This is a genomic window from Shewanella sp. MF05956 (assembly GCF_059758055.1).
In genome coordinates this window covers 67,961-88,667 of the sequence record NZ_JCAYNV010000011.1, presented here as the reverse complement: position 1 = coordinate 88,667, position 20,707 = coordinate 67,961, and the positions used below count along the sequence as shown (strand labels likewise).

The 20,707-nt window shown below is 44.4% G+C and carries 15 protein-coding genes; 8 read left to right on the top strand and 7 right to left on the bottom strand.

Annotated elements, in window-relative coordinates; translation table 11 throughout:
- Positions 1–58: 58 nt before the first annotated feature.
- The 6 genes from AC19MX_RS13450 to dauA all read left to right on the top strand — a co-directional run bounded on the left by AC19MX_RS13450 (position 59) and on the right by dauA (position 9,767).
- A complete protein-coding gene (locus tag AC19MX_RS13450; RefSeq protein WP_498298702.1) occupies positions 59–1,465 on the top strand; it encodes a TolC family protein in 1,407 nt (468 codons plus the stop codon).
- Positions 1,462–2,667 carry an efflux RND transporter periplasmic adaptor subunit gene (locus AC19MX_RS13445; protein ID WP_498298700.1) on the top strand — a complete coding sequence of 402 codons (1,206 nt, stop codon included), beginning with the start codon at positions 1,462–1,464 and terminating at the stop codon, positions 2,665–2,667. Before AC19MX_RS13450 ends, AC19MX_RS13445 begins: the two co-directional genes overlap by 4 nt.
- A 2-nt stretch (positions 2,668–2,669) precedes the next feature.
- Positions 2,670–5,843 (top strand): efflux RND transporter permease subunit, encoded by a 3,174-nt coding sequence (locus AC19MX_RS13440; RefSeq protein ID WP_498298698.1) that lies wholly within the window; start codon positions 2,670–2,672, stop codon positions 5,841–5,843.
- A gap of 18 nt (positions 5,844–5,861) precedes the next feature.
- On the top strand, positions 5,862–6,548 hold the full coding sequence (locus tag AC19MX_RS13435) for a response regulator transcription factor (RefSeq protein WP_498298697.1): 687 nt from the start codon (positions 5,862–5,864) through the stop codon (positions 6,546–6,548).
- Positions 6,548–7,819: a sensor histidine kinase gene (locus AC19MX_RS13430; RefSeq protein ID WP_498298695.1), complete on the top strand. Its 1,272-nt coding sequence runs from the start codon at positions 6,548–6,550 to the stop codon at positions 7,817–7,819. The genes AC19MX_RS13435 and AC19MX_RS13430 overlap by 1 nt, the downstream gene beginning before the upstream one ends.
- 223 nt (positions 7,820–8,042) lie before the next feature.
- Positions 8,043–9,767: a C4-dicarboxylic acid transporter DauA gene (gene dauA / locus AC19MX_RS13425; RefSeq protein WP_498298693.1), complete on the top strand. Its 1,725-nt coding sequence runs from the start codon at positions 8,043–8,045 to the stop codon at positions 9,765–9,767.
- A 72-nt stretch (positions 9,768–9,839) separates the two neighbouring features.
- Here dauA and AC19MX_RS13420 read toward each other — a convergent pair whose 3' ends face one another.
- The 3 genes from AC19MX_RS13420 to AC19MX_RS13410 form a co-directional block, all read right to left on the bottom strand.
- The gene (locus AC19MX_RS13420) at positions 9,840–10,358 is read right to left on the bottom strand and encodes a DUF6702 family protein (RefSeq protein WP_498298691.1); all 519 of its coding nucleotides are present in this window, start codon (positions 10,356–10,358) and stop codon (positions 9,840–9,842) included.
- Positions 10,355–12,811 (bottom strand): M1 family metallopeptidase, encoded by a 2,457-nt coding sequence (locus AC19MX_RS13415; RefSeq protein WP_498298689.1) that lies wholly within the window; start codon positions 12,809–12,811, stop codon positions 10,355–10,357. Before AC19MX_RS13415 ends, AC19MX_RS13420 begins: the two co-directional genes overlap by 4 nt.
- A 169-nt stretch (positions 12,812–12,980) precedes the next feature.
- A complete protein-coding gene (locus AC19MX_RS13410; RefSeq protein WP_432400971.1) occupies positions 12,981–13,775 on the bottom strand; it encodes a substrate-binding periplasmic protein in 795 nt (264 codons plus the stop codon).
- 195 nt (positions 13,776–13,970) lie between these two features.
- Between AC19MX_RS13410 and AC19MX_RS13405 the strand changes: the two genes are divergently transcribed.
- Both AC19MX_RS13405 and AC19MX_RS13400 read left to right on the top strand, forming a co-directional pair.
- Entirely contained in the window at positions 13,971–14,975 is a 1,005-nt protein-coding gene (locus AC19MX_RS13405) for an NAD(P)H-quinone oxidoreductase (protein ID WP_498298687.1), read from the top strand.
- A gap of 508 nt (positions 14,976–15,483) precedes the next feature.
- Positions 15,484–15,924 carry a hypothetical protein gene (locus AC19MX_RS13400; RefSeq protein ID WP_498298685.1) on the top strand — a complete coding sequence of 147 codons (441 nt, stop codon included), beginning with the start codon at positions 15,484–15,486 and terminating at the stop codon, positions 15,922–15,924.
- 176 nt (positions 15,925–16,100) lie between these two features.
- On the opposite strand, the gene AC19MX_RS13395 is transcribed toward AC19MX_RS13400, so the two are convergent.
- The 4 genes from AC19MX_RS13395 to AC19MX_RS13380 form a co-directional block, all read right to left on the bottom strand.
- Positions 16,101–16,514 carry a DUF2391 family protein gene (locus tag AC19MX_RS13395; RefSeq protein ID WP_432400977.1) on the bottom strand — a complete coding sequence of 138 codons (414 nt, stop codon included), beginning with the start codon at positions 16,512–16,514 and terminating at the stop codon, positions 16,101–16,103.
- On the bottom strand, positions 16,504–17,544 hold the full coding sequence (locus AC19MX_RS13390; protein WP_498298683.1) for an aldose epimerase family protein: 1,041 nt from the start codon (positions 17,542–17,544) through the stop codon (positions 16,504–16,506). The genes AC19MX_RS13395 and AC19MX_RS13390 overlap by 11 nt, the downstream gene beginning before the upstream one ends.
- A gap of 24 nt (positions 17,545–17,568) precedes the next feature.
- The gene (gene galK, locus AC19MX_RS13385) at positions 17,569–18,711 is read right to left on the bottom strand and encodes a galactokinase (RefSeq protein ID WP_498298681.1); all 1,143 of its coding nucleotides are present in this window, start codon (positions 18,709–18,711) and stop codon (positions 17,569–17,571) included.
- A gap of 174 nt (positions 18,712–18,885) precedes the next feature.
- The gene (locus tag AC19MX_RS13380) at positions 18,886–20,604 is read right to left on the bottom strand and encodes a cation:proton antiporter domain-containing protein (protein WP_498298679.1); all 1,719 of its coding nucleotides are present in this window, start codon (positions 20,602–20,604) and stop codon (positions 18,886–18,888) included.
- Positions 20,605–20,707: the final 103 nt, after the last annotated feature.

The window sequence follows — 20,707 nt, the reverse complement described above, 5'->3', positions numbered from 1 at the left end:
GCCCATCAGTACACTTGTTCCATTATTGTGTCATACACATGTTTTGGAGAGGCGGTCGATGATGGTAAAACCTGCGGTACGTAATGTCATGCTTGCGCTGATGGTGTCGAGCCTTTTGGGTTGCAGCAGCGTTGACTATGCCAATTATAGTGACCAAGCGAGCAAAACGGAGGCCGATGTTAGCCAACGTTTATTGGCGCAGTTATTGGCTGAATCAAAGGCTGATGATACCTCTACATCCTCAGTCGTTGCAGTGGCGAATTTGACCGATCTGGTCAATGTGCCTGAATTACAGCGTTTTATCACGGCAGCACTGCAAAATAATCCCAGTTTGCAACAAAGCGTTGTGGCGTTAAATATGGCGTATGCCCAGCACGGGATTACCTCGGCAAGCCGTTTACCATCGGTAGATGCGAGCTTTAGCGGCTCAAAAACAGAAGACAGTGACGACAGCTACACCACTGACATTACCGTCAGTTGGGAATTGGATTTATGGCAAAAAATCGCCGACAGCAGTCATGCCGCGCTAAAAGACATTGCCAGTTCACAAGCCAGTTTACAAAGTGCCAAAGATTTAGTGGTTGCCAATGTGATGCGCAGTTGGTTAGACATTAGCCTACAGCAACAATTAGTGGCGATTGAAACGCAACGTTTAGCGGTACTCGAAAACAATCAGGCACTGATTATGGCGCGCTATCGGGTGGGCTTAGGCAGTTTAGAAGACCTTGATAACGCCAACACCAGCGCTGCTAGCACTCGAGCAACATTGGTGAGCTACCAGGAGCAACTTGCGCAAAGTAAACGTGATTTAAGCTTATTAACCGGGCAGTGGACTGGCAAGGATTTAGCGGCAGATATCGCAGCGAAATTTCCGGCAGTGATCAATCCAATTAGTGTACTTGGTGAGCAAAATCTTGGCCGCCGCCCAGACATTAAAACGGCATTTTATAATATTGAAGCAGAATCATTACGCACCGACGCTGCTTATAAAGCGATGTTACCGTCGATCAGTTTATCTGCCAGCTTAACCGACATGGCAGAGTCGCCAAGTGATGCATTACTCACCGGCCCGCTATGGAGTGTGCTTGGGCAGTTATCTGCACCGTTATTTCAAGGTGGAAAATTGAAGTCGCAAGCCGAATTGGCTCGCTTAACCACTGAGCAGCGTTACTGGGTTTATCAAGACACCTTACTCAATGCCGTAAACGAAGTTGAAAACACCGTTGGTCAAGAGTATTCCCTTGCCAAACAACAACAATATTTAACCGAGGCACAAATGAGTGCTCAGCGTAGTTTTGTGAGTTACGAAGAAAAGTATCGTCAGGGTTTGGTTGATATTTTTGACCTACTCACAGTGCAGCAGCAAACCTATGATATTGAAGCGCAGCTTGCCACCACTATTTATAACCGTCTTGTTAATCGCATTGATTTAGGCCTGGCATTAGGTCTAGGGGTATCCGCATGAAACTTAATCGTATGAACGTTATTGTCACTGTTTTATCTGTGGGCAGCATTTTTGCAGCATTAGGTTATACCGCCTCTAAAATGCCGCCAGGGCCTAATCAAAAAGCACCCACAGTGGAAACTCCGGCTAAGCCCCTTGAAAAAAGTGCACCAGCAACGCTATTACCTCAAGTAGGAGTCGTGGCCGTTAATGGCCAGGAATACCAGGCAGAAGTGATAGGTTTTGGTGAAGCAAGACCACGCTTTGAGCTCACCTTAAGTGCTGAAGTGAACGGTAAGGTGATTGAGCTAAATCGTCAATTTGAATCAGGCCAGGTGATCAAAAAAGGCACGGTACTGGGCCAAATCAATGACACCAGTTATCAGCAAGCATTAACTCAAGCGCAAACCGACCTAGCGCAAGCTGAACTCGATTTATTAGAAGAGCAACGCCAAGGCGAGCAAGCTAAGGCGGAGTGGTTGCGCTCAGGTTTATCTGGCGAGCCAGCATCACCGCTGGTATTGCGTACCCCGCAATTAACCCAGGCCAAAGCCGCATTGGATAATGCCAAACTTGGACTCAAAAAAGCCCAACAAGATGTGGCTTATACCCAAATTACCGCCCCATTTGATGCGCTGATTATTAGCCGTGATATTCAACCTGGCAGTTATGTGCAAACGGGCACCCAACTTGGCACCTTATACAGTGTGGCTGAAGTTGAAATCAACGTCCCTTTATCTGAGCAGCAATGGAAAAATTTACCTGCATTTGATAACGACCAGTTAGCCAAAACCCCCTGGAGTGTGACGTTACAAAGCACCGATGGCCTAAATCAATGGCAAGGTTATATTGAGCGGGTAGAGCAGCATTTAACCCAAACGAGTCGTCAACGTTCATTAGTGGTGGTGGTCGACAACCCGCTGGCACAGCAAACTGATTTGTATCCAGGTACCTTTGTTAAAACGCAGATAAACGGCAAGTCATTAGAGAATTTATGGCAATTACCTTCATCGGCTATTTCGCAACAAGGCGACATTTGGTTTGTTGACGAACATAGCCTACTCGCTAAGTCAGCTGTCACGATTGCCTTTGAAAAAGCCGGTTTCGTATACGTGATGCCTTTAACCACGAAACAGGGTATGCCAGCCACAATGCAAATTGTAAAACGCCCGTTAAGTCACTTTAAAGTCGGCACCAAAGTGCTTGCTAAGGAAGAGGTATAGTCATGTCTGTTCCTCAATCAACACACACAGGGGCAATTGCCTGGTTTGCCAGAAATTCAGTGGCCGCTAACTTATTGCTTATTAGCATGATTATCGTGGGTTTGTTCTCGCTTAATAGCCTGCGTAAAGAGGCTTTTCCGAGTTTAGAGCCAGATCGTGTCACCGTGTCTGTCACATACGACAGTGGCGATCCGGTATTAGCCGAAGAAGGTATCGCAATCAAAATTGAAGATGCCCTAGAAACAGTACCAGGCATTAAGCGCATCACCTCAACCTCTAATGCCAATGGCAGTAGTGTGATGATTGAGAAAACCAGCTCGTATGATTTAGACACCTTACTCACCGACATTAAAACCAATGTCGACGCAATTTATAACTTTCCAAGCGAAGCTGAAAATCCCGTTATCGATAAAATGCGCATGCAAGACCATGCCTTGTGGATTGAGATTTATGGCGATGCTGACCGCGCAACATTGCAGGCATTAGCCGAGCAATTAAAGTCAGATTTACTCAGCCAGGATGCGATTCATGACCTTGAGATTAAAGCCAAAGCTGAGCCCATGATTTCGATTGAAGTTGATGAAGCTAAGTTACAAGCCTATGGGTTAACGCTTGCCACAGTGGCCAGCGCGATTAATGCTGAATCGGCGACATCCATTTCGACCAGCTTATACAACGACGATAAAACCGTGCGTTTAAAAGTGTCAGATCAGGCGTATCAACAACAAGACTTTATGGCTTTGCCAATCATTACAAACAGCCAGGGTTCGTTAATAACCTTAGGCGATATCGCTACGGTAAAAGACGGTTTTGCCGACGACACCTTTGTGTTGTCGCGATATAACAATGCCAACTCAAGCGCGATTCAGATTGTTATGGATGAGAGCGGCGACATCGTTGATATTGTTGAGCAAGCTAAACAGGTGGTTGAAAAGTGGCGTAACTCGAGTGCATTGCCTGAGAATGTCAGTATTGCCTCGTGGTATGACAAAAGCACCATGATTACCGAACGTTTAAGTTTACTGGTAAAAAACGCCCTAAGCGGTATTGCGTTAGTGTTTATTATTTTGGCGTTATTTTTAAACCTTCGCGTGGCATTTTGGGTCGCTGCAGGTTTGCCGTTTGTGTTCTTTGGCACCTTGTTTTTCATGACCAACAATTTTGCCGGCTTAACCCTGAACGAAATGACCACCTTTGGTTTTATTATGGCTCTGGGGATCGTGGTGGATGACGCGGTAGTGGTCGGTGAGAGCGTGTTTAGCACCAGACAAAAATACGGCGACAACATCGATAACACCATTAAAGGTACGTTAAAAGTCGCGACGCCAACTATTTTTGGTGTGTTAACCACAGTGGTGGCGTTTGTGGCATTAGCCAATGTGGAAGGGCGTTTAGGGCAGATTTATGCCCAGTTTGGTACGGTAGTGGCGATTTGTTTAATGTTATCGCTGGTAGAGTCTAAGTTTATTCTGCCGTCACATTTAGCTCATATCGATACTAAAAAGCGCGCCAAGAAATCATGGTTTAATCATCTTCAACATGCAGCAGACAGCAGTTTAAAGTGGTTTAGCCGAGTGATTTACCAGCCATTAATTGAGTTTGCCCTGCGTTTTCGCTATGCCGTTCTTATGGTATTTATCGCGATGTTTATTATGGTAGCCGGCATGCCGATAACTGGCAGCGTGAGAGTGGCATTCTTCCCTGATATTACCGGTGATACTGCTGTGGCTGATTTTTCAATGCAAAATGATGCCAGTTTTGGTCAAACCTATAAAAATTTAACCACCTTAGAGCGCGCGGCAAAAGATGTTGATGCACAGCTTTCAGCGCAATCATCTACCGAATCGAGTGATAGTGAGGGTAAGGACAGTTATTTAACAAGCCTACATGTGTTGGCCAGCAGCAGTAGCTCAGGCCAGGTGCAAGTTGAGTTAGCCCCTAATAGCCCATATACGCTAAAAGCATTTACCCTTAAATGGACTGAGGCCGTTGGCCAAATGGAAGGAGTCAAAAAGCTTAAAGTATTAGCGAAAAAAGAAATGCTCGATAACTTTAAAGTTGAGATTAAGGCCAGCGATACCGAGTCAGTTTTTGCTGCCGGCCAAGCGTTAAAAGCGGCAATTGAAACCATGGACGGCGTCAGTGGTATTGATAACAACCTAGACCTGGGTGAGCCACAATATCGTTTTGAATTAACTGCACAAGGTCGCGCCCTAGGATTTGATACCGAAAGCTTATCGGCTCAAATACTGCAGTCGTTTGGCGGTGGTGTCGTTCAGCGTTTTCAACGTGGTAAGGACGAGGTTAAAGTCCGTGTTCGTTATCCTGATGAAGACCGCCAAACCATCGGTGATATTAAGCTTGCTAATGTGCGCACCAGCGACGGAACCATAGTGCCATTAAGCAATGTGGCAACAATCATTAATGATTATCAACCCTCGAATATTACCCGAATAGACAGCCAACGCGCCGTGTATATCAGTGCGGTGTTAGACAAAGATAAAATTGCTTCCAATGAGTTAGTGAGTCAATTAAAGCAGTCGTTAGTCCCGCAGCTTGAAGTGCAATATCCAGGGGTAAGCTTTAACTTTGCTGGTGAAGCAGAACAACAGGCAGAAACCACGAGCTCTATTGAGTCTATGTTTGTGCTCGCGTTAATCGCTATCTATGCTTTGCTGGCCGTGCCGCTTAGGTCATATGTGCAACCTGTTATTATCATGACCGCGATTCCATTTGGTATTGTCGGGGCGATTTTAGGTCATTGGTGGAACGACTTAACCATCAGTATTTTATCGTTAAATGGTATATTGGCGCTCAGTGGTGTGGTGGTCAACGATAGCCTATTATTGGTGTCACGCTTTAATGAATTGATTAAAGAAGAAGGCTTGTCGGTACACGATGCCATTGTTGAGTCATGCACCGGACGACTTCGTGCCGTGTTGCTAACATCGGTTACCACGTTTGCGGGGTTAGCACCATTATTAGGTGAAACCTCATTGCAAGCGCAGTTCTTAATTCCTGCGGCAGCGGCGCTGGGTTATGGTATTTTGTTTGCCACAGTGATCACCTTGATTTTAACCCCGTCACTGTTGTTAATTCAGTGTGAAACAAAAGACTTTATTACTCGTATAATGAATAAGTTACGCCCTAATAATGACGCAACTGCACCTGCATAACACTAAGGAGCCCGCTTGATGACAACGGATAAGTTGCAATTGTTACTGGTCGAAGACGATCTTGACCTCGCTACAGCGGTTATTGAGTATTTTGAACTAGAAGACATTTTGTGTGATCACAGTGCAAATGGCCTGGCAGGACTTCATTTAATTCAACAGAATCATTATGACGCGGTGATTCTGGATTTAAATTTACCCAAAATGAATGGTTTACAGGTGTGTGAGTCATTACGCGCTCAAGGTATTGATGTTCCGGTATTAATGCTAACGGCGCGTGACACGCTAGACGATAAACTCAGCGGTTTTGCCAATGGTACAGATGATTACTTAGTGAAACCCTTTGCCATGGAAGAGCTCATTGTCAGAGTTAAGGTATTAGCCCGTCGGCGCAGTGGCCAGGTGCAGCGTTTAGCGCTGGCCGATTTAACCGTTGATGTACAGCAAAAACAGGCTTTTCGTAACAATATCGAATTAAAACTGTCGCCAACCGCATTGAAAATTTTAACTGTGCTCATGCGAGCCAGCCCGAATCCTGTGTCGCGGGAAAAGTTAATGCAAACGGTATGGGGCGATGAACAACCCGACAGTAACAGCTTAAAAGTACACATTTTTAATTTGCGTAAGCAAGTCGATGCCGAGCATGAGCACAAGTTATTGCACACCATCAGCGGTTACGGTTTTGCGATAAAGGAAAGCCATTCATAATGAAAATAATCCCTAGCATTCGGCTTTATATATTATTGGCAATGTTGATTACGGGTATCAGTACCATTTTGATTTTGTCTGCATTAAGCCTGCATTATTTTATCTCGGGCATGGATGCGTCTTTGCGAGTATCAATGTATGCCCAGGGCCAGCAACAAAATGTATCAGACGCAAAGCCCTATCAGTTTGAATCATTTACAGTCGCAAGTCGTTGGCAAGATCTACCCGAAAAAGTGCGCCAAATTATGCTTGAGCCACCAACAGAATTAAATGTACTGAATAAGGCTATTGTCGGCGGTAACTTAATCACCCCACCAGATGCCGGTTATTTTGTAATGAAAGTTCAACACGATAATGAAATACGTTTTGTGTCAACGGTATTTGAACGCAGTAAAATAGGTGCCTTTAAGCGAAATGGTCCGCCATATTTTTTAATCATTTTGCTAACGGCAATATTAGGCATTATTGCCTTTGCTGTAGTGCTGATTTTGGTGATGCGCCGTGTTACGTTGCCAATAGAAAGGCTCAAAAATTGGGCCAAAGGCCTCAATACTCAGCAGCTTGAGTTGTCTACGCCAGACTTTCACTACAGCGAGCTTAATACCTTAGCCTCCATCATTAAAACCAGTTTAAGCACAGTGCAAGACAGCTTAGCGCGCGAGCAACAGTTTTTAAGTTATGCCAGTCATGAGTTGCGCACGCCTATAGCGGTTATTCGTACCAATACCGAGCTACTGCAAAAATTAATAAGCAAAGGCGCGAGTGCTGAAAAACAAGCACTGGTCGTTGAGCGGATTGAACGTGCTGGCATCACAATGACAGATTTAACTGAAACGTTATTGTGGCTAAATCGGCGTGAAGGTAAAAGCTTACCGCTAAATGAGGTTCACCTAGGGCTACTGATCCGTCAATTAGTGCAAGATTTAACGTATTTAACCCATGGCAAAAATATTGAAATTCACATCAATACAGATGAGTCAGCGCAACAACTCCCAAGCACGTTATGCCGGATTATCATGACCAATCTTATTCGTAATGCGTTTCAACATACGTTAGAAGGGGCGGTCACTATTGAGCAGTCAGCTGCATCGGTGAGTATTGTCAATCAGTGTGAATCGCACGCCAACAGCAGTGAAGATTTAGGCTTTGGTTTAGGGCTTGAGCTCACCACGCGTTTGATCACTCAATATGATTGGCCATATCAAAACATTGAAACCAATCGGGGCCGTAAAGTATCCGTTGATTTTTGTCATAAAAGTGGCCGTTATTAAGTTGGTCGCCACTTGTTTTACAGCATGATTTCCTAAAGCCACTTCAGTGGCTTTTTTATTGTCTCTATGCGGAGGACGAGTACATCGGATTATAGGGTTTTTTATTATAATGTGATGATAATTAAATTATCATCAAGTGTTAACTTAATTCGATTGTGCTGTGAAACAATCGGTCTATAATGAGGGGTATCTTGACGCCGTACTAGGTTATGGGATCGCCGCAATGAAATACCGCACACATCTATTTTCTCTCCGTATCGGGCACGCGCTCCGAGAATCACTAAAAGACAATCCCTACAGTGTTACTGCATTGTCTAAAGATTTATTAGCTGGCCTTACCGTCGGTATTATTGCTATCCCCTTAGCAATGGCGCTGGCGATCGCTATTGGCGTGGCACCGCAGTACGGCTTATATACCGCCATTATTGCCGGGTTTGTTATTCCGCTCACCGGTGGCTCGCGTTATAGCGTGTCTGGGCCGACAGCCGCATTTGTGGTGATCCTCTATCCTATCGTGCATCAATATGGTTTGTCTGGATTACTGCTTGCCAGCATTTTGTCAGGGTTGATGTTAATCGTTATGGCGTTATTTCGCTTAGGACGCTTTATTCAATATATTCCGGAGTCAGTCACGTTAGGTTTTACTGGTGGTATAGCGGTGGTTATCGCGGTATTGCAAGTTAAAGACTTCTTTGGTTTAAACATTACTGACATGCCAGAGAGCTTTGTGGGTAAAGTTGCCACGTTAATACAAGAAATTCCTGGGTTTTCCGGGCCGACGATGCTGGTGGGGATAAGCACCTTAGTGGTGTTTATTTTGTGGCCTAAACTCAAGATAAACATACCCGCTCATTTGCCCGCAGTGGTGGCGGCGAGTGTGGTGGCTTTGATGTTAAACCTGTTAGGGTTTCATGTGTCGACGATAGGCTCAACCTTCAGTTTTACCTTAGCCGACGGCTCTATCGGTGCAGGTATACCGTCAATGCTGCCCGATTTTGAGTGGCCTTGGCTGCGGGCACAAATGGGCGAAACGCCGCTGGTATTCACTTGGCAACTGGTCAGTGATTTATTGTCTGCCGCATTTGCTATTGCCATGTTAGGGGCCATTGAATCGTTACTGTGCGCTGTGGTGCTAGATGGTATGTCAGGTAAAAAGCACAGTGCCAATAGTGAGTTATTGGGCCAGGGTATCGGCAATATTATTGCCCCATTTTTTGGTGGGATTACGGCCACTGCGGCGATCGCTCGGTCGGCAGCCAATTATAAATCCGGTGCAGTGAGCCCCATTGCCGCAATGATCCACGCGCTGGTGGTATTGGTGTCTTTATTATCCTTGAGTACCATTTTGGCGTATATCCCAATGGCGGGGATGTCTGCATTGCTTATCATGGTGGCGTGGAACATGAGCGAAGCGCCCAAGATTATTCACTTAATCAAAAAAGCCCCTGCCAGTGAAGTGCTGGTATTAATGGTGTGTTTATTATTGACCATCTTTTTCGACATGGTGATAGCGATCAGCGCTGGGATTATTTTGGCATCGTTATTGTTTATGAAACAAGTGGCCGACATGACCAAGGTACAAGACATTAGCGAGCAGAAAAAGCATGTTCATGTAGAACTACCGCCGCGCTGGAAAGTATTTAAAATCAACGGACCATTATTTTTTGCCGCTGCTGATGGGGTATTTGGTGAGCTTGCCCATTTAAGTGCTGAACAAGATGGTGTGGTGTTGTATTTTGACGGGGTGTCTATTTTAGATTCGGGTGGCGTAGCGGCGTTATACAAATATATCGCTAAATGTAAGCACGATAATACCCGGGTATTGTTAGCTGATTTTCAATTTCAGCCACTTAAAACCTTGGCAAAAGCCGGCTTTAAACCCGATGGCGTACATTGTGTGACGTATTCAACACTCACCGATGCACTCGATGATGTAGTGAAAATTTAACGGCCAAGTAAAATTACAGGGGCCGTTATAACGATCCACAGCGCAGAAGTGCTATCTATTGAATAGATTTAGTTATTTGGCAGGTTTAGCGACTTCAATATAATGCCACGAATCAGCAATATGCAGCCTTGCTGAAGTGACACGTTTATTGCGCTCTACATTAATGTGGTTAGTTTGTTCTGACCACAGTTCTTGTAGCGCAGTCATTTTTAGGTAAAACCCATCCATATCTACAGTTATCGGGGTTTCTTGATACACCCACAAATACTGACCTTCTAACTCGGTGCCAACATAAGTCAGCGTGAGCGGTTGCTGTTTTTGGTCTTGCATTGAAAAGGTCGAAATAGCGTAATAAGCAAAGGCATCACGACCAACCGGATCGCTGATCAAATCCGTGTTTTTATCGATCACTTGCTGGGCGGCATGCTCAGCATCGTGTAAATAAAATCGATGTTGGATTTCAAGCATGCCACTGCGCTGATTGAACACAATACTGGTGTAAGCTTCTTTTTGCTGGTGGGCAAGAGCTTCTCCTGTAAAGAAACCCAAACTCACAATACTGATTAATAGTAAGGTTAATTGACGTATCACTTCTTTTTCACCTTAATCTCGGGTTCTTTAAGCGCTTCTTTGTTGTCATGCATAATATCGCGATACTGATTGCCCTTACGCTCTTCTTCTTTAAAGGCTTCGATACGTGAAGGGATAATTTGGCGTGGATAATAGTTATTTTCAATATCGACATCGGCCGTTTCACCGCGACGATCGACCACCGCCGACACTAAAATATTGTCTTTGTCGGTCACAATGAGTTTACTGACTTCAAAGGGGGAGCGGCGCCAAATTTCAGCAGGTAAAACCAATGATTCTGTGTTGCCATTCTCAAAGGTTAGCTCGAGTAAAATGGGCATCACGAGGCCGCCGAGATTAGCAAAGTTAAAGACGTAATAGTTTTTATCTTCTTTAATGGCTCGAGCGAGTACTTGTTGTTCCCATTCGTCGAGTTCGGCGTGTTTTTTGTTGTACTTGTTGCGTTCTTTATTGGTGACGCTAAATTGATCATTTTGGTCATGATAATCAAGATTGTCTGAGTTCAGTTCAACCCAGCTTTTTTGACCACTTTGTTGATTACGTTCCACCGAATAAGGCATGGGTTTATCTTGATAATCTTGGCGGCGGCGCTCAAAATCAATGTCTGGATTGTTGCTGTCTAAGCGCAGTTTATAAATGCGGTCTAACGAAATATCAACATGATCGGTGCTGTAAAACCAACCTCGGAAGAACCAATCTAAATCAACCCCAGAGGCTTCTTCCATGGTACGGAAAAAGTCGCTTGGTGTTGGGCGTTTGTTCATCCAACGCTGGCTGTATTCTTGAAAGGCGAAATCAAATAATTCACGGCCTAATATCACTTCACGCAAAATATTGAGCGCAACAGCAGGTTTAATATAGGCATTGGGGCCAAGCTGCAACACACTGTCTGACTGCGTCATAATCGGCACTTGCACGTTAGACTTCATGTATTCAATCACATCACTTGGCTCACGTCCCCAAGACAGTTTAGGGTCCCACTCGCGAGTCGCAATACCGTCTAAAAAGCTGTTGATGCCTTCATCCATCCAGGTCCATTGGCGCTCGTCTGAATTCACAATCATCGGGAAATAGTTATGACCGACTTCGTGGATCACCACGCCGATTAAGAATTGTTTTTCCGACAAGGTATAAGTACGGCTGTCATCGTCGTGCCAAATGGTACGAGGACCATTAAAGCTGATCATTGGGTATTCCATGCCGCCGACAGGACCATTAACGCTAATGGCTGCAGGGTAGGGATAGTCGAAGGTAAAGCGCGAATAGACCTTAAGGGTGTGAATAACTGACGCTGTTGAATAGCGCTGCCACAGTTCGCCACCTTCTTTTGGGTAAAACGACATTGCCATTACGTGCGGATTATTACTGTCTTTTTGCTGATAACCTTGAGCGTCCCATATAAATTTACGCGATGATGCCCAAGCAAAATCACGGACATTGTCGGCTGTAAAGTGCCAGGTTTTACTGCCTGTAGCCGTACTCGACTCATTGGCGAGAGCTTCATCTGCCGATACTATAAACACTGGCTTTTCAGCGGTTTTAGCTTTTTCTAAACGTTTAAGTTGCTCTGAAGACAACACTTTTTTGCTATTTTGTAAAACGCCTGTGGCTGTGACGATATGGTCACTCGGCACGGTCATACTCACATCGTAATTACCAAACTCGAGAGTAAATTCACCGCTGCCTAAAAACTCTTTGTTGTGCCACGCTTCGTAATCTGAATAACTGGCTACTCGCGGAAACCACTGTGCTAACAAGAAAATGTCGTTGCCACCTTTGCGGTCATCGTCAGGAAAGTGTTCATAACCCGAACGAGCCCCAACAGCGTCTTCTTCTAAAATATTGTAGCCGTAGTTAATGCGCAATTGAGTTGATTGGTTTTGACGTAATGCTGTGGGTAAGTCGACTCGCATTTGAGCACCGACGATGGTGTACTTGAGCGGTTTTTTGTTGGCGTCGGTCACTGCAGCAATCTGATAGCCCAAGTTGTTATCGGCTAAAAATTGTTGGCGCCGTAAGTCTTGCAGGCTGATTTTTGCAAATGCATTATCACCATAAGTGTTGGTGGCACTTACGCTACCATCAACCCCATAAAAAGCACTGCTTCGCTCCGCAATTGAATCTGATTTAAAGCGGTTTTGCTCTAGCTGTAACCATAGATATTTAAGCGTATACGGAGAGTTATTGTGATAAGTAATCACTTGCTCACCTTCAATACGACGCTTTTCTTCATCTAATGTGACATTAATTTTGTAGTCAACTTGCTGTTGCCAATACTCTTTACCTGGTTCGCCTGCTGCATTGCGGTAATCATTTGGGGTAGGGAGGCTTTCTTCAAGTTGGCGAAATTTATCGACAAAGTGGCCCTTACTTTGGACGATTTCTGAAGCCGAACTGGTAAACATTGCTGAACTGGTCAGTGCCAAGACTAGCAGTTGACGATACACGCGCATAAACACTCCTTTGACGCCAGCGAGCCAGTGCCAATATTGCCAAAATGATGATTTATTGTATTTTTTGTGGCCAGAGTGTAACTAAGTTGAAGTGAATATACAGAGAAATAATGTTACGAAAGTTTGCACTTTTAAAGCGGATTTTTGTGTGCCCAATAAACAGGGAGTATCACTGATTTATGGCAGGCAGAAATTTTCGTAAGCGCTTATGTCGCGCTTTATTCGCTGTAATACCAGGTAAGATTTTGTATTTGTTAATGATCTCTTGATACTCACCATTTGCTTTTAGCATTTCAATGCCGTTAGCAAAAAGGGTCGCATTGGCCTGGTTTTGCTGACTAAAGCCCACATGTAACGGCACTGGCTGGCCAATGGTGCCAGCATAGCGCAAGTGTTGACTTAAGTTTAATTGACTTGCGGTGTACTCAATGACATTTTTGTTGTCGACAATAACCGAGTGCCGACCCTTTACTAATCGAATAATATTCATCGCTAACGGATCGTTACCCGAGGCAAAGTAGGTATTTGGATGAGCGTTTAGCCAGGCATCAAGTTCAACGCCATAGTCGTAGCCACTGACTGCCGCTGCTTGTGAAGTTTGGTTTAGATCGGCAATGGTTTCAAACGACTCGTCTTTACCAATGAGGGTATAAAAGTCATTGCTGTTATAGCCGATAATAACATTCGCGTCGATGAGTTGATTGTTGGCAATGGCACTAGGCGTTAATGCCAGTACCGCATCAATATTGTGTCGTTGCAGCTCAATAAGGGCACGTTTATAAGGAATAGTCACAAATACAGTTGTTTGTCCTTGAATTTCAAAGGCGCGTTTTGTTAGCTCAACAACATAACCCGTTTCATTTTCACAGATATAAGGGCACCAAATATCCGACGCAATACGGATTGGCGTTGCATGGGCGTGAATACTGATTAACGACAGTAGTATCAACAGGTACTTAAACAACTATTGTGCTCCATGACTTGAACGGGCGGGTATAGTAATTGTTTACTTATTATAGGCAATACTTTTTTGATTAAAAAAGAAACTACTTTAGTTTTCGCTAACATTCTAGCTCGCTTTGTGAACAATCACCGCGGAGCAATAACAGGCTTTTAATGCTGATTACTTTTTGATAACAATAAATCGAGATAATATTTTATGGCAACAGTAAACAGAGAATTTACCCATGTGCATGTTGAGCAACCCGGTACACCCAGTGTGATGACCATGACTCAATCAAAATTAGCCATGCCTGCTGAAGGCCAGGTGACGATTAAGGCGTATGCCGCAGGTGTCAATGGCCCTGATATTAAGCAACGCGTTGGCGCTTATCCCCCGCCAGCAGGTGCTAGCCCCATTATTGGTTTAGAGGTCGCGGGTGAAATCGTCGCGGTGGCAGACAATGTGACGCAATGGCAAGTGGGCGACAAAGTGTGTGCGTTAGTGCCGGGTGGCGGCTATGCCGAGTTAGTGAATACATACGCAGCACATTGTTTACCTATTCCGACGGGTTACAGTTATGTGCAGGCAGCTGCATTACCAGAAACCTTTTTTACTGTGTGGGGTAACTTGTTTATTCGCGGCGGACTTAAAGCGGGTGAAACGGTATTGATCCACGGCGGTTCTGGCGGTATCGGTACTACTGCAATTCAAATGGCAAGTCGTTTAGGCGCAAAAGTCTTTGCAACTTCTGGTAGCGATGAAAAATGCCAATACTGTTTAGATCAAGGTGCCAGTGTTGCGATTAATTATAATGAACAACAATTTGTTGAGCCGATATTAGCTGCTACAGAGGGGGTTGGCGTTAATGTCATTATGGACATTGCCGGAGGTGACTTTATCAATGAAAACCTCAAAGCCATTGCGACAGACGGCCGTATGGTGTCAGTTGCCATGCAACGTGGCCCACAGGCAACTGTAGATATTTTTCGTATTATGGCTAAACGAGTGGTGTGGACTGGGTCGACATTACGCCCGCAAAGCGTAGAAAATAAAGCACAAATTGCCCAAGGCTTAGCAGAACATGTATGGCCGTTATTAAACGCCGGCAAAATGAACATTCCAATCGACAGTGTATTTCCGTTTTCGCAGGTAGTAAAAGCACATGAGTTAATGGAGTCGGGTAAACATAAAGGTAAGATAGTGTTAGATTTACTGGCGTAAATTTACGTATCTCAATTTGGCCAGGTCGTAATATCTTAGGGCAAGTGCTGAATTGAGATGAATAAAAGCGTGATAAAGATAATGCGATATTGACAAGGTTTTTTAGATAAAAAACTTGAAGGCTGTTTGATTTCAGCTATTGTCCTGTTATCGATGTTTATTAAGAGGGTCTAATGCAGCCCACAACGTCACATTGTAGTGAGTCAGTTGAGCAAAATTCAATTGGGGTTGTGAACTAACGGTAGCAATTCAATCGTATCGTTAGGTAGCTTAAAGACCATTTTTTTAGTAATGGTAATGGTCTTTATCTGGGCAAATTTTTCCAATATTGGCATTTTTATGCGGTTGCGCGAAAAATTCATCGTTTTAGGCATTGATTCTCAGAAATATTCTGTTTAAATACCCACGTAAATACAGAAGAGATAATCGTGGTGCAGAATGAGGGTGTTTTAACTCATTACCTTGCATCATTTTGAGTATATGTGTTGATTTAAGGGCGTTAGCATATATGTATAACACAGCAAAAAAACAACTTTGGTTTGGTGAATTAAGAACATCGAAAGGTAATACTGTCGTGGTTCATGATAATCAACTACCACAAGCGTCACCTGGGCGCGTTTATATGTTTCATACTACGCGCAATACGATTGTTGAATTCGTAGAAGACATCGTTAAAGTTAACTTACACGACTTAGATGACGAACAAGCGAAAGCCGCTATGGCTGAGTTTGGGGATGCTTGGAAAGCTGCACGTGCTGAGTTTATGTTAAAGCACCAATCACGGATAGACTTGTCAAAAGTGCCAGATACGGCACCACCTCGCAAAGCCAAACCTGTGGTTGAGCCAGATGAAGTTGCAGATTCAGATGATGATATTCCAGATTTTGATGACTCTGATGACGACGATAGTGATGATTTTGATGACATGGGTGATAATGTAGACGATTAATCGCGTGGATAATATGCTGTTATTGATAGCAGCATATTATGTAGTAGTGATTTATCAGCTTGCGATACCCAATGATGAAAACGGCATAAAGAATGTTAATTCTTTATGCCGTTTCTTTTTGGACTAAGCCCCTAGACTTAAGCGTTTACATTAAATCATTAAGACTTAGGCGTAGGTTATTCTTTATCAAAACTGTCGACAATGATCGCGCCCATTGACGCGGGCATCGCGATTAAAATAATCCGCTTTAACGCTAAGATAGGCTCTGTTAATAGCGGCAGTTTATTTAATGCTAACAGCACAATCGCGACCACGATTAATGTCAATAAATACGCAGCGACCACCCGTAAAAAGAAAGCCCGCCTGCGTGTAATGATATTGCCTTGAAACACACTCTGATAAGCAAATAGAGTGATAAACGCCAACGACAAAAACACCACAAGCACTAAGTTTAACGTCGGTAAACTCGCCGATAGTCGCCACGCTTCTTCCGAAAATGCAATGGGCACAGACAGGGCAAAAGCCCCGACTGCAATTTGGCCAATATCTTCGGTGTTAAAGGTGGGCTTTGCCGGCGGATTACTTGGCATCGAACTGATAACGACTAATGTGATGATAGACGCTCTCTGGCGTAATCCACACATTGCTAGCACCCGGTAAATGTGGTTGATTAGGCGAGTCTGGCAGCATTTGTGGTTCAATACACACTGCTTGATGATCGGCTAATACCCGCTGCTTTTTCGCAACAGTGCCTTGTAAAAAGTTAGCGCCGTACACTTGTACCCCAGGTTGGTTAGTGTAAACCGTCATGCTCCGGCCGCTGTTTGGGCTGGCTAAACAGCCACAGCGTTGCAGATCAGCACCTGGGTTATCGAGAACATAACAGTGATCAAACCCTTTTGTAGCGGCTAAAGCAGCACGCTGAGTTTGCACTGACATCGGCGTGGCGACAGTCATGTCTAAGTCACTGCCCTGAGTAGATTCTATTGCGGTCGGCACACCAACATCATTCATGGTGAGGTAGGTTTTAGCATCAACTTGCAAAGTGTGCTCGGTATTAGTGTCACTGCGGTTGCCGTCTAAATTAAAGTAACTGTGTTGGGTTAAGCTAATAGGGCAAGCTTTGTCTGTGCTAGCAAGCATTTCTACGTATAAGTTATTGCCTACTAGGCGGTAGTCTAGCTGTACAGTGCAATTGCCCGGGAACCCCATGTCGCCGTCTGGGCTTTTTAAGGTTAACCGCACTCCGTCACTTAAGGTGCCTAATTGCCACAATTTACGGTTAAAGCCTTCAGCGCCACCGTGCAAACAGTTGGTGGCTTGATTGACGCTCAACGAGTAGCGCTGGCCTTGATATTCCATTGCACCATTAGCAATGCGATTACTGTAACGCCCGGCAACAGCGCCTAAATGGACTTGTTGGGCTAAATAGTCTTCAGCGCTATCGCAGCCTAAAACAATATTTTTACGTTCGCCATTGCGATCAGGTGTCCATAATGATCGAATGATGCCTCCTAGACTTAATACTTCAAGTGCGATGATGCCATTATCAATTCTAACCCGTTCAATCTCTCCACCACGGGGATCTTGCCAAGGTTCAAGCACACTAAAACGTACCATTTACGCCTCTCTCTTTTGGTTAATTTAGCGGATGCGTCCTGCACCGCCACTGGCTGAACATAAGTGAATGGTTGCTTCAATTCCTGTTTGAGTAAAGAATTGATTCTCAACTAAATTAATCACATCGTCGCTTAAGTCATGGTTCACTAATGCCAGTACACAGCCATCACTCATGCGCACACCGCCTTGCTCACCTATTAAGGTAGAAATCAGGGTAACTAAGGCGTCTATTTCGGGAGTGATAATCTCAAAGTCATCACGCATTGATGCTTGAGACTGCGCCATCAACTGGCTAAAGCGAGCAATATTGTTTTGTTGTAAAGCGCGAGCGGCATTACTGGTGCGTTGATTTTCAGTAATGATATGACGCGCTCGGCGGAATTGTTCCTCGCTGAGCAGATCTTTATTTTGGCTCAATAAACTTAATGAAGAGTCGCGTAACGAATCGAGCCCTAGCAATTGAGTAATGTGGCTACACTCTTTTTTACGTTGTTCAAATTGTTGGACAAATGCTTGTCGGCCTTGTTTAAGGTCGATAATAATCATGCTGAGCTCTTCGGGTAATAACACCGGCTCGCTCTCAAGTTCTAAGCAATCAATTAATAGTGCGTGGTCTGGTTCGGCCAGGGCGCTGATCATTTGGTCCATCATGCCGCAGTCTAAACACATAAATTGGCTTTCGCCGCGTTGGGCTAATTGGGCAATGGCTAACGGCGATAAATGCAATTGACTGGCATAACTAATGGCAGTGCCAAAAGCAATCTCTAACGCCGCAGACGATGACAACCCAGCGCCAAGTGGCACATCGCCAACAATGGCTAGGTCTAGCCCTTTGGCTTGTAAGCCAGATTGATTCATGGCTGCCGTGACACTTTTTAAGTAATGTGTCCAATCATCCGCGGCAGCAACAGGGCCTTCTTCACCAAAATGCCATTGTTCAATTTGCCCAGGAAAGGCTGTGGTGACGGCGCGGAATAAATTGTCGTCGCGGTGTTTAACCGCAATTACAGTATGAAAGTTAATGGCCGCGGGCAGCGCAAGCCCTTCATTATAATCGGTATGCTCACCCATAATATTCACTCGCCCAGGCGCTTGATATAACTCGTCAGGCTTGGTGCCGAATGTTTGAACAAATAATTTAGTCGCGCGTTGAGCAGGGTTTGACATACTTCAAAAAATCCAACAAAAAGTGACAAGAACCCTTGAGTTATAGCATGACTTTACGGTGTCTGTAACTTAGATTTTCTTATCTGAAGCAAAAATGAAAATACTGTGTCGCAAACAAAAAACGCCTACAATAATTTGTAGGCGTTTATTATTCCGAGCTGAGGTTGATTAGTTTTATGATGGCGACTTAATCTGTTGCGCTTCAATCTCTGCATCATCTATAGCGGCTGTATTTTCAGCCACATTTTCATCTACATTTTCGACTGCATTTTCGCCCACATTAGCCGCGGCATATTCTGGCACAATTTCTGGCGGTGAATCCAATAGCTCATGGATCACATGGTCGACAAAACCGGCGCCCGCAGCCTCATATAAATTGTACACTGTGTGCACACCCAACTCTTTGAGCGCGTTGCCATCTTCAGCATATTGCACAATGGCGCTAATCTTACCTTCGTAGTTCATTTTTTGTAGTTGTTCTACTGCAAATAAATTACCCACATGATGCGGCATTGCCAGTAGTACCAATTCTAAATGCGGCGCGCGTTCAAGCTTTTCCCAAAAGTCGGTGTCGCTGGCGTCGCCTTGCACTACGTTACGCCCTTCGTTGCGATGAAAATCCACCAATTCTTGCTTGTGCTCAATCCCTAAAATTTCACCGGTATATTTAGCGCGTAACTCATCGTATGCACCCGAACCAATTCGGCCCATACCCAAAATCAAAAAACGTGGGTTGCCAATGCGGATTTGTCGGTCTTCTGGGTGTAATGGGTGGCGTTCAAGCTTGCTAAGTCTGGCTTGATAACGTTGGTAAATGTTGCTGACGCTATTATTAAGTGGCGCAGCAAATAAAAAGCTAATACTCAATGCCACCGCAATAATGATCAGCCATTCTGGTGGTAACCAACCTTTATGTGCCGCCACTGCCGCGACAATTAAGCCAAACTCACTGTAGTTACCTAAGTTAAACGAGGCCAGCAACGAGGTGCGCGAACGTAACTTAAAGCGAGTGAGTAAGTATAAAAACATCACAATTTTAACGGGCACTAGGGCAACTAAAATAGCCGCTAAACCAATATCAGCTAGGGTTGGGAGGCCATTTAAACCAATGGTTAAGAAGAAGGCGACTAAGAATAGTTCTTTAAAGAAGTAAATCGACTTGGCTAACTCTGATGATTTAGCATGTCCTGCCAGTAAAATACCGATAATAAGCGCGCCTAAATCGGGTTTTAAACCGACGGCTTCAAACAACCAAGCACCCACAACTAATGCCATGACTAAGCCAAAGAGCACCAGCATTTCACCGTGACCAACTCGGTCGAAAACTTTATAAATTAACGGGCGAGCAAGAGGCAATAACAATAAGCCAAATGCCCAAACTGACGGGATATTACCTTTGGAAATAGTCAAAAATATCACCGCAAAGATATCTTGCATAATCAAGATACCAATTGCGACACGGCCATAAAGCGACTGCATATCACCGCTGTCCTCAAGCACTTTTACCGCAAATACGGTACTTGAAAAGCTCAGTGCGAATGACACTAGCATCAGTTGATTTATCGAAAATCCGTCGAGTTGTTCTATGCCTAAAAAGCCCAATAGTTTGAGTATTGGCACAAAAAACAGGATAGAACCGATTAAATGCAGGCTTGAGCCCGCCCAGACTTCTGCTTTAAACAGGCTTTTGAGATCGAGCTTAAGACCAATCGAAAATAATAGTAAGGTGACACCCAAATCAGCGAGTTGCTGTAAAATAGGTAAGCTGCTGTCTTCTATGCCGAAAGTGAATAATACGAAGCCCGCGGCAAGATATCCAATGAGTGGCGGTAAACCGACTCGACTCACCAACATGCCGCACAATAAGGTGATAATAAGAATAGCGGGTTCCATAAAACTCCTTGGATGAAGAATACAAAACCACATTGTATAAGAAAAAGTGTAACTTTCGATGACTTTAATGTCGTAAATACAAAAAACAGCATCTTTAGTCATT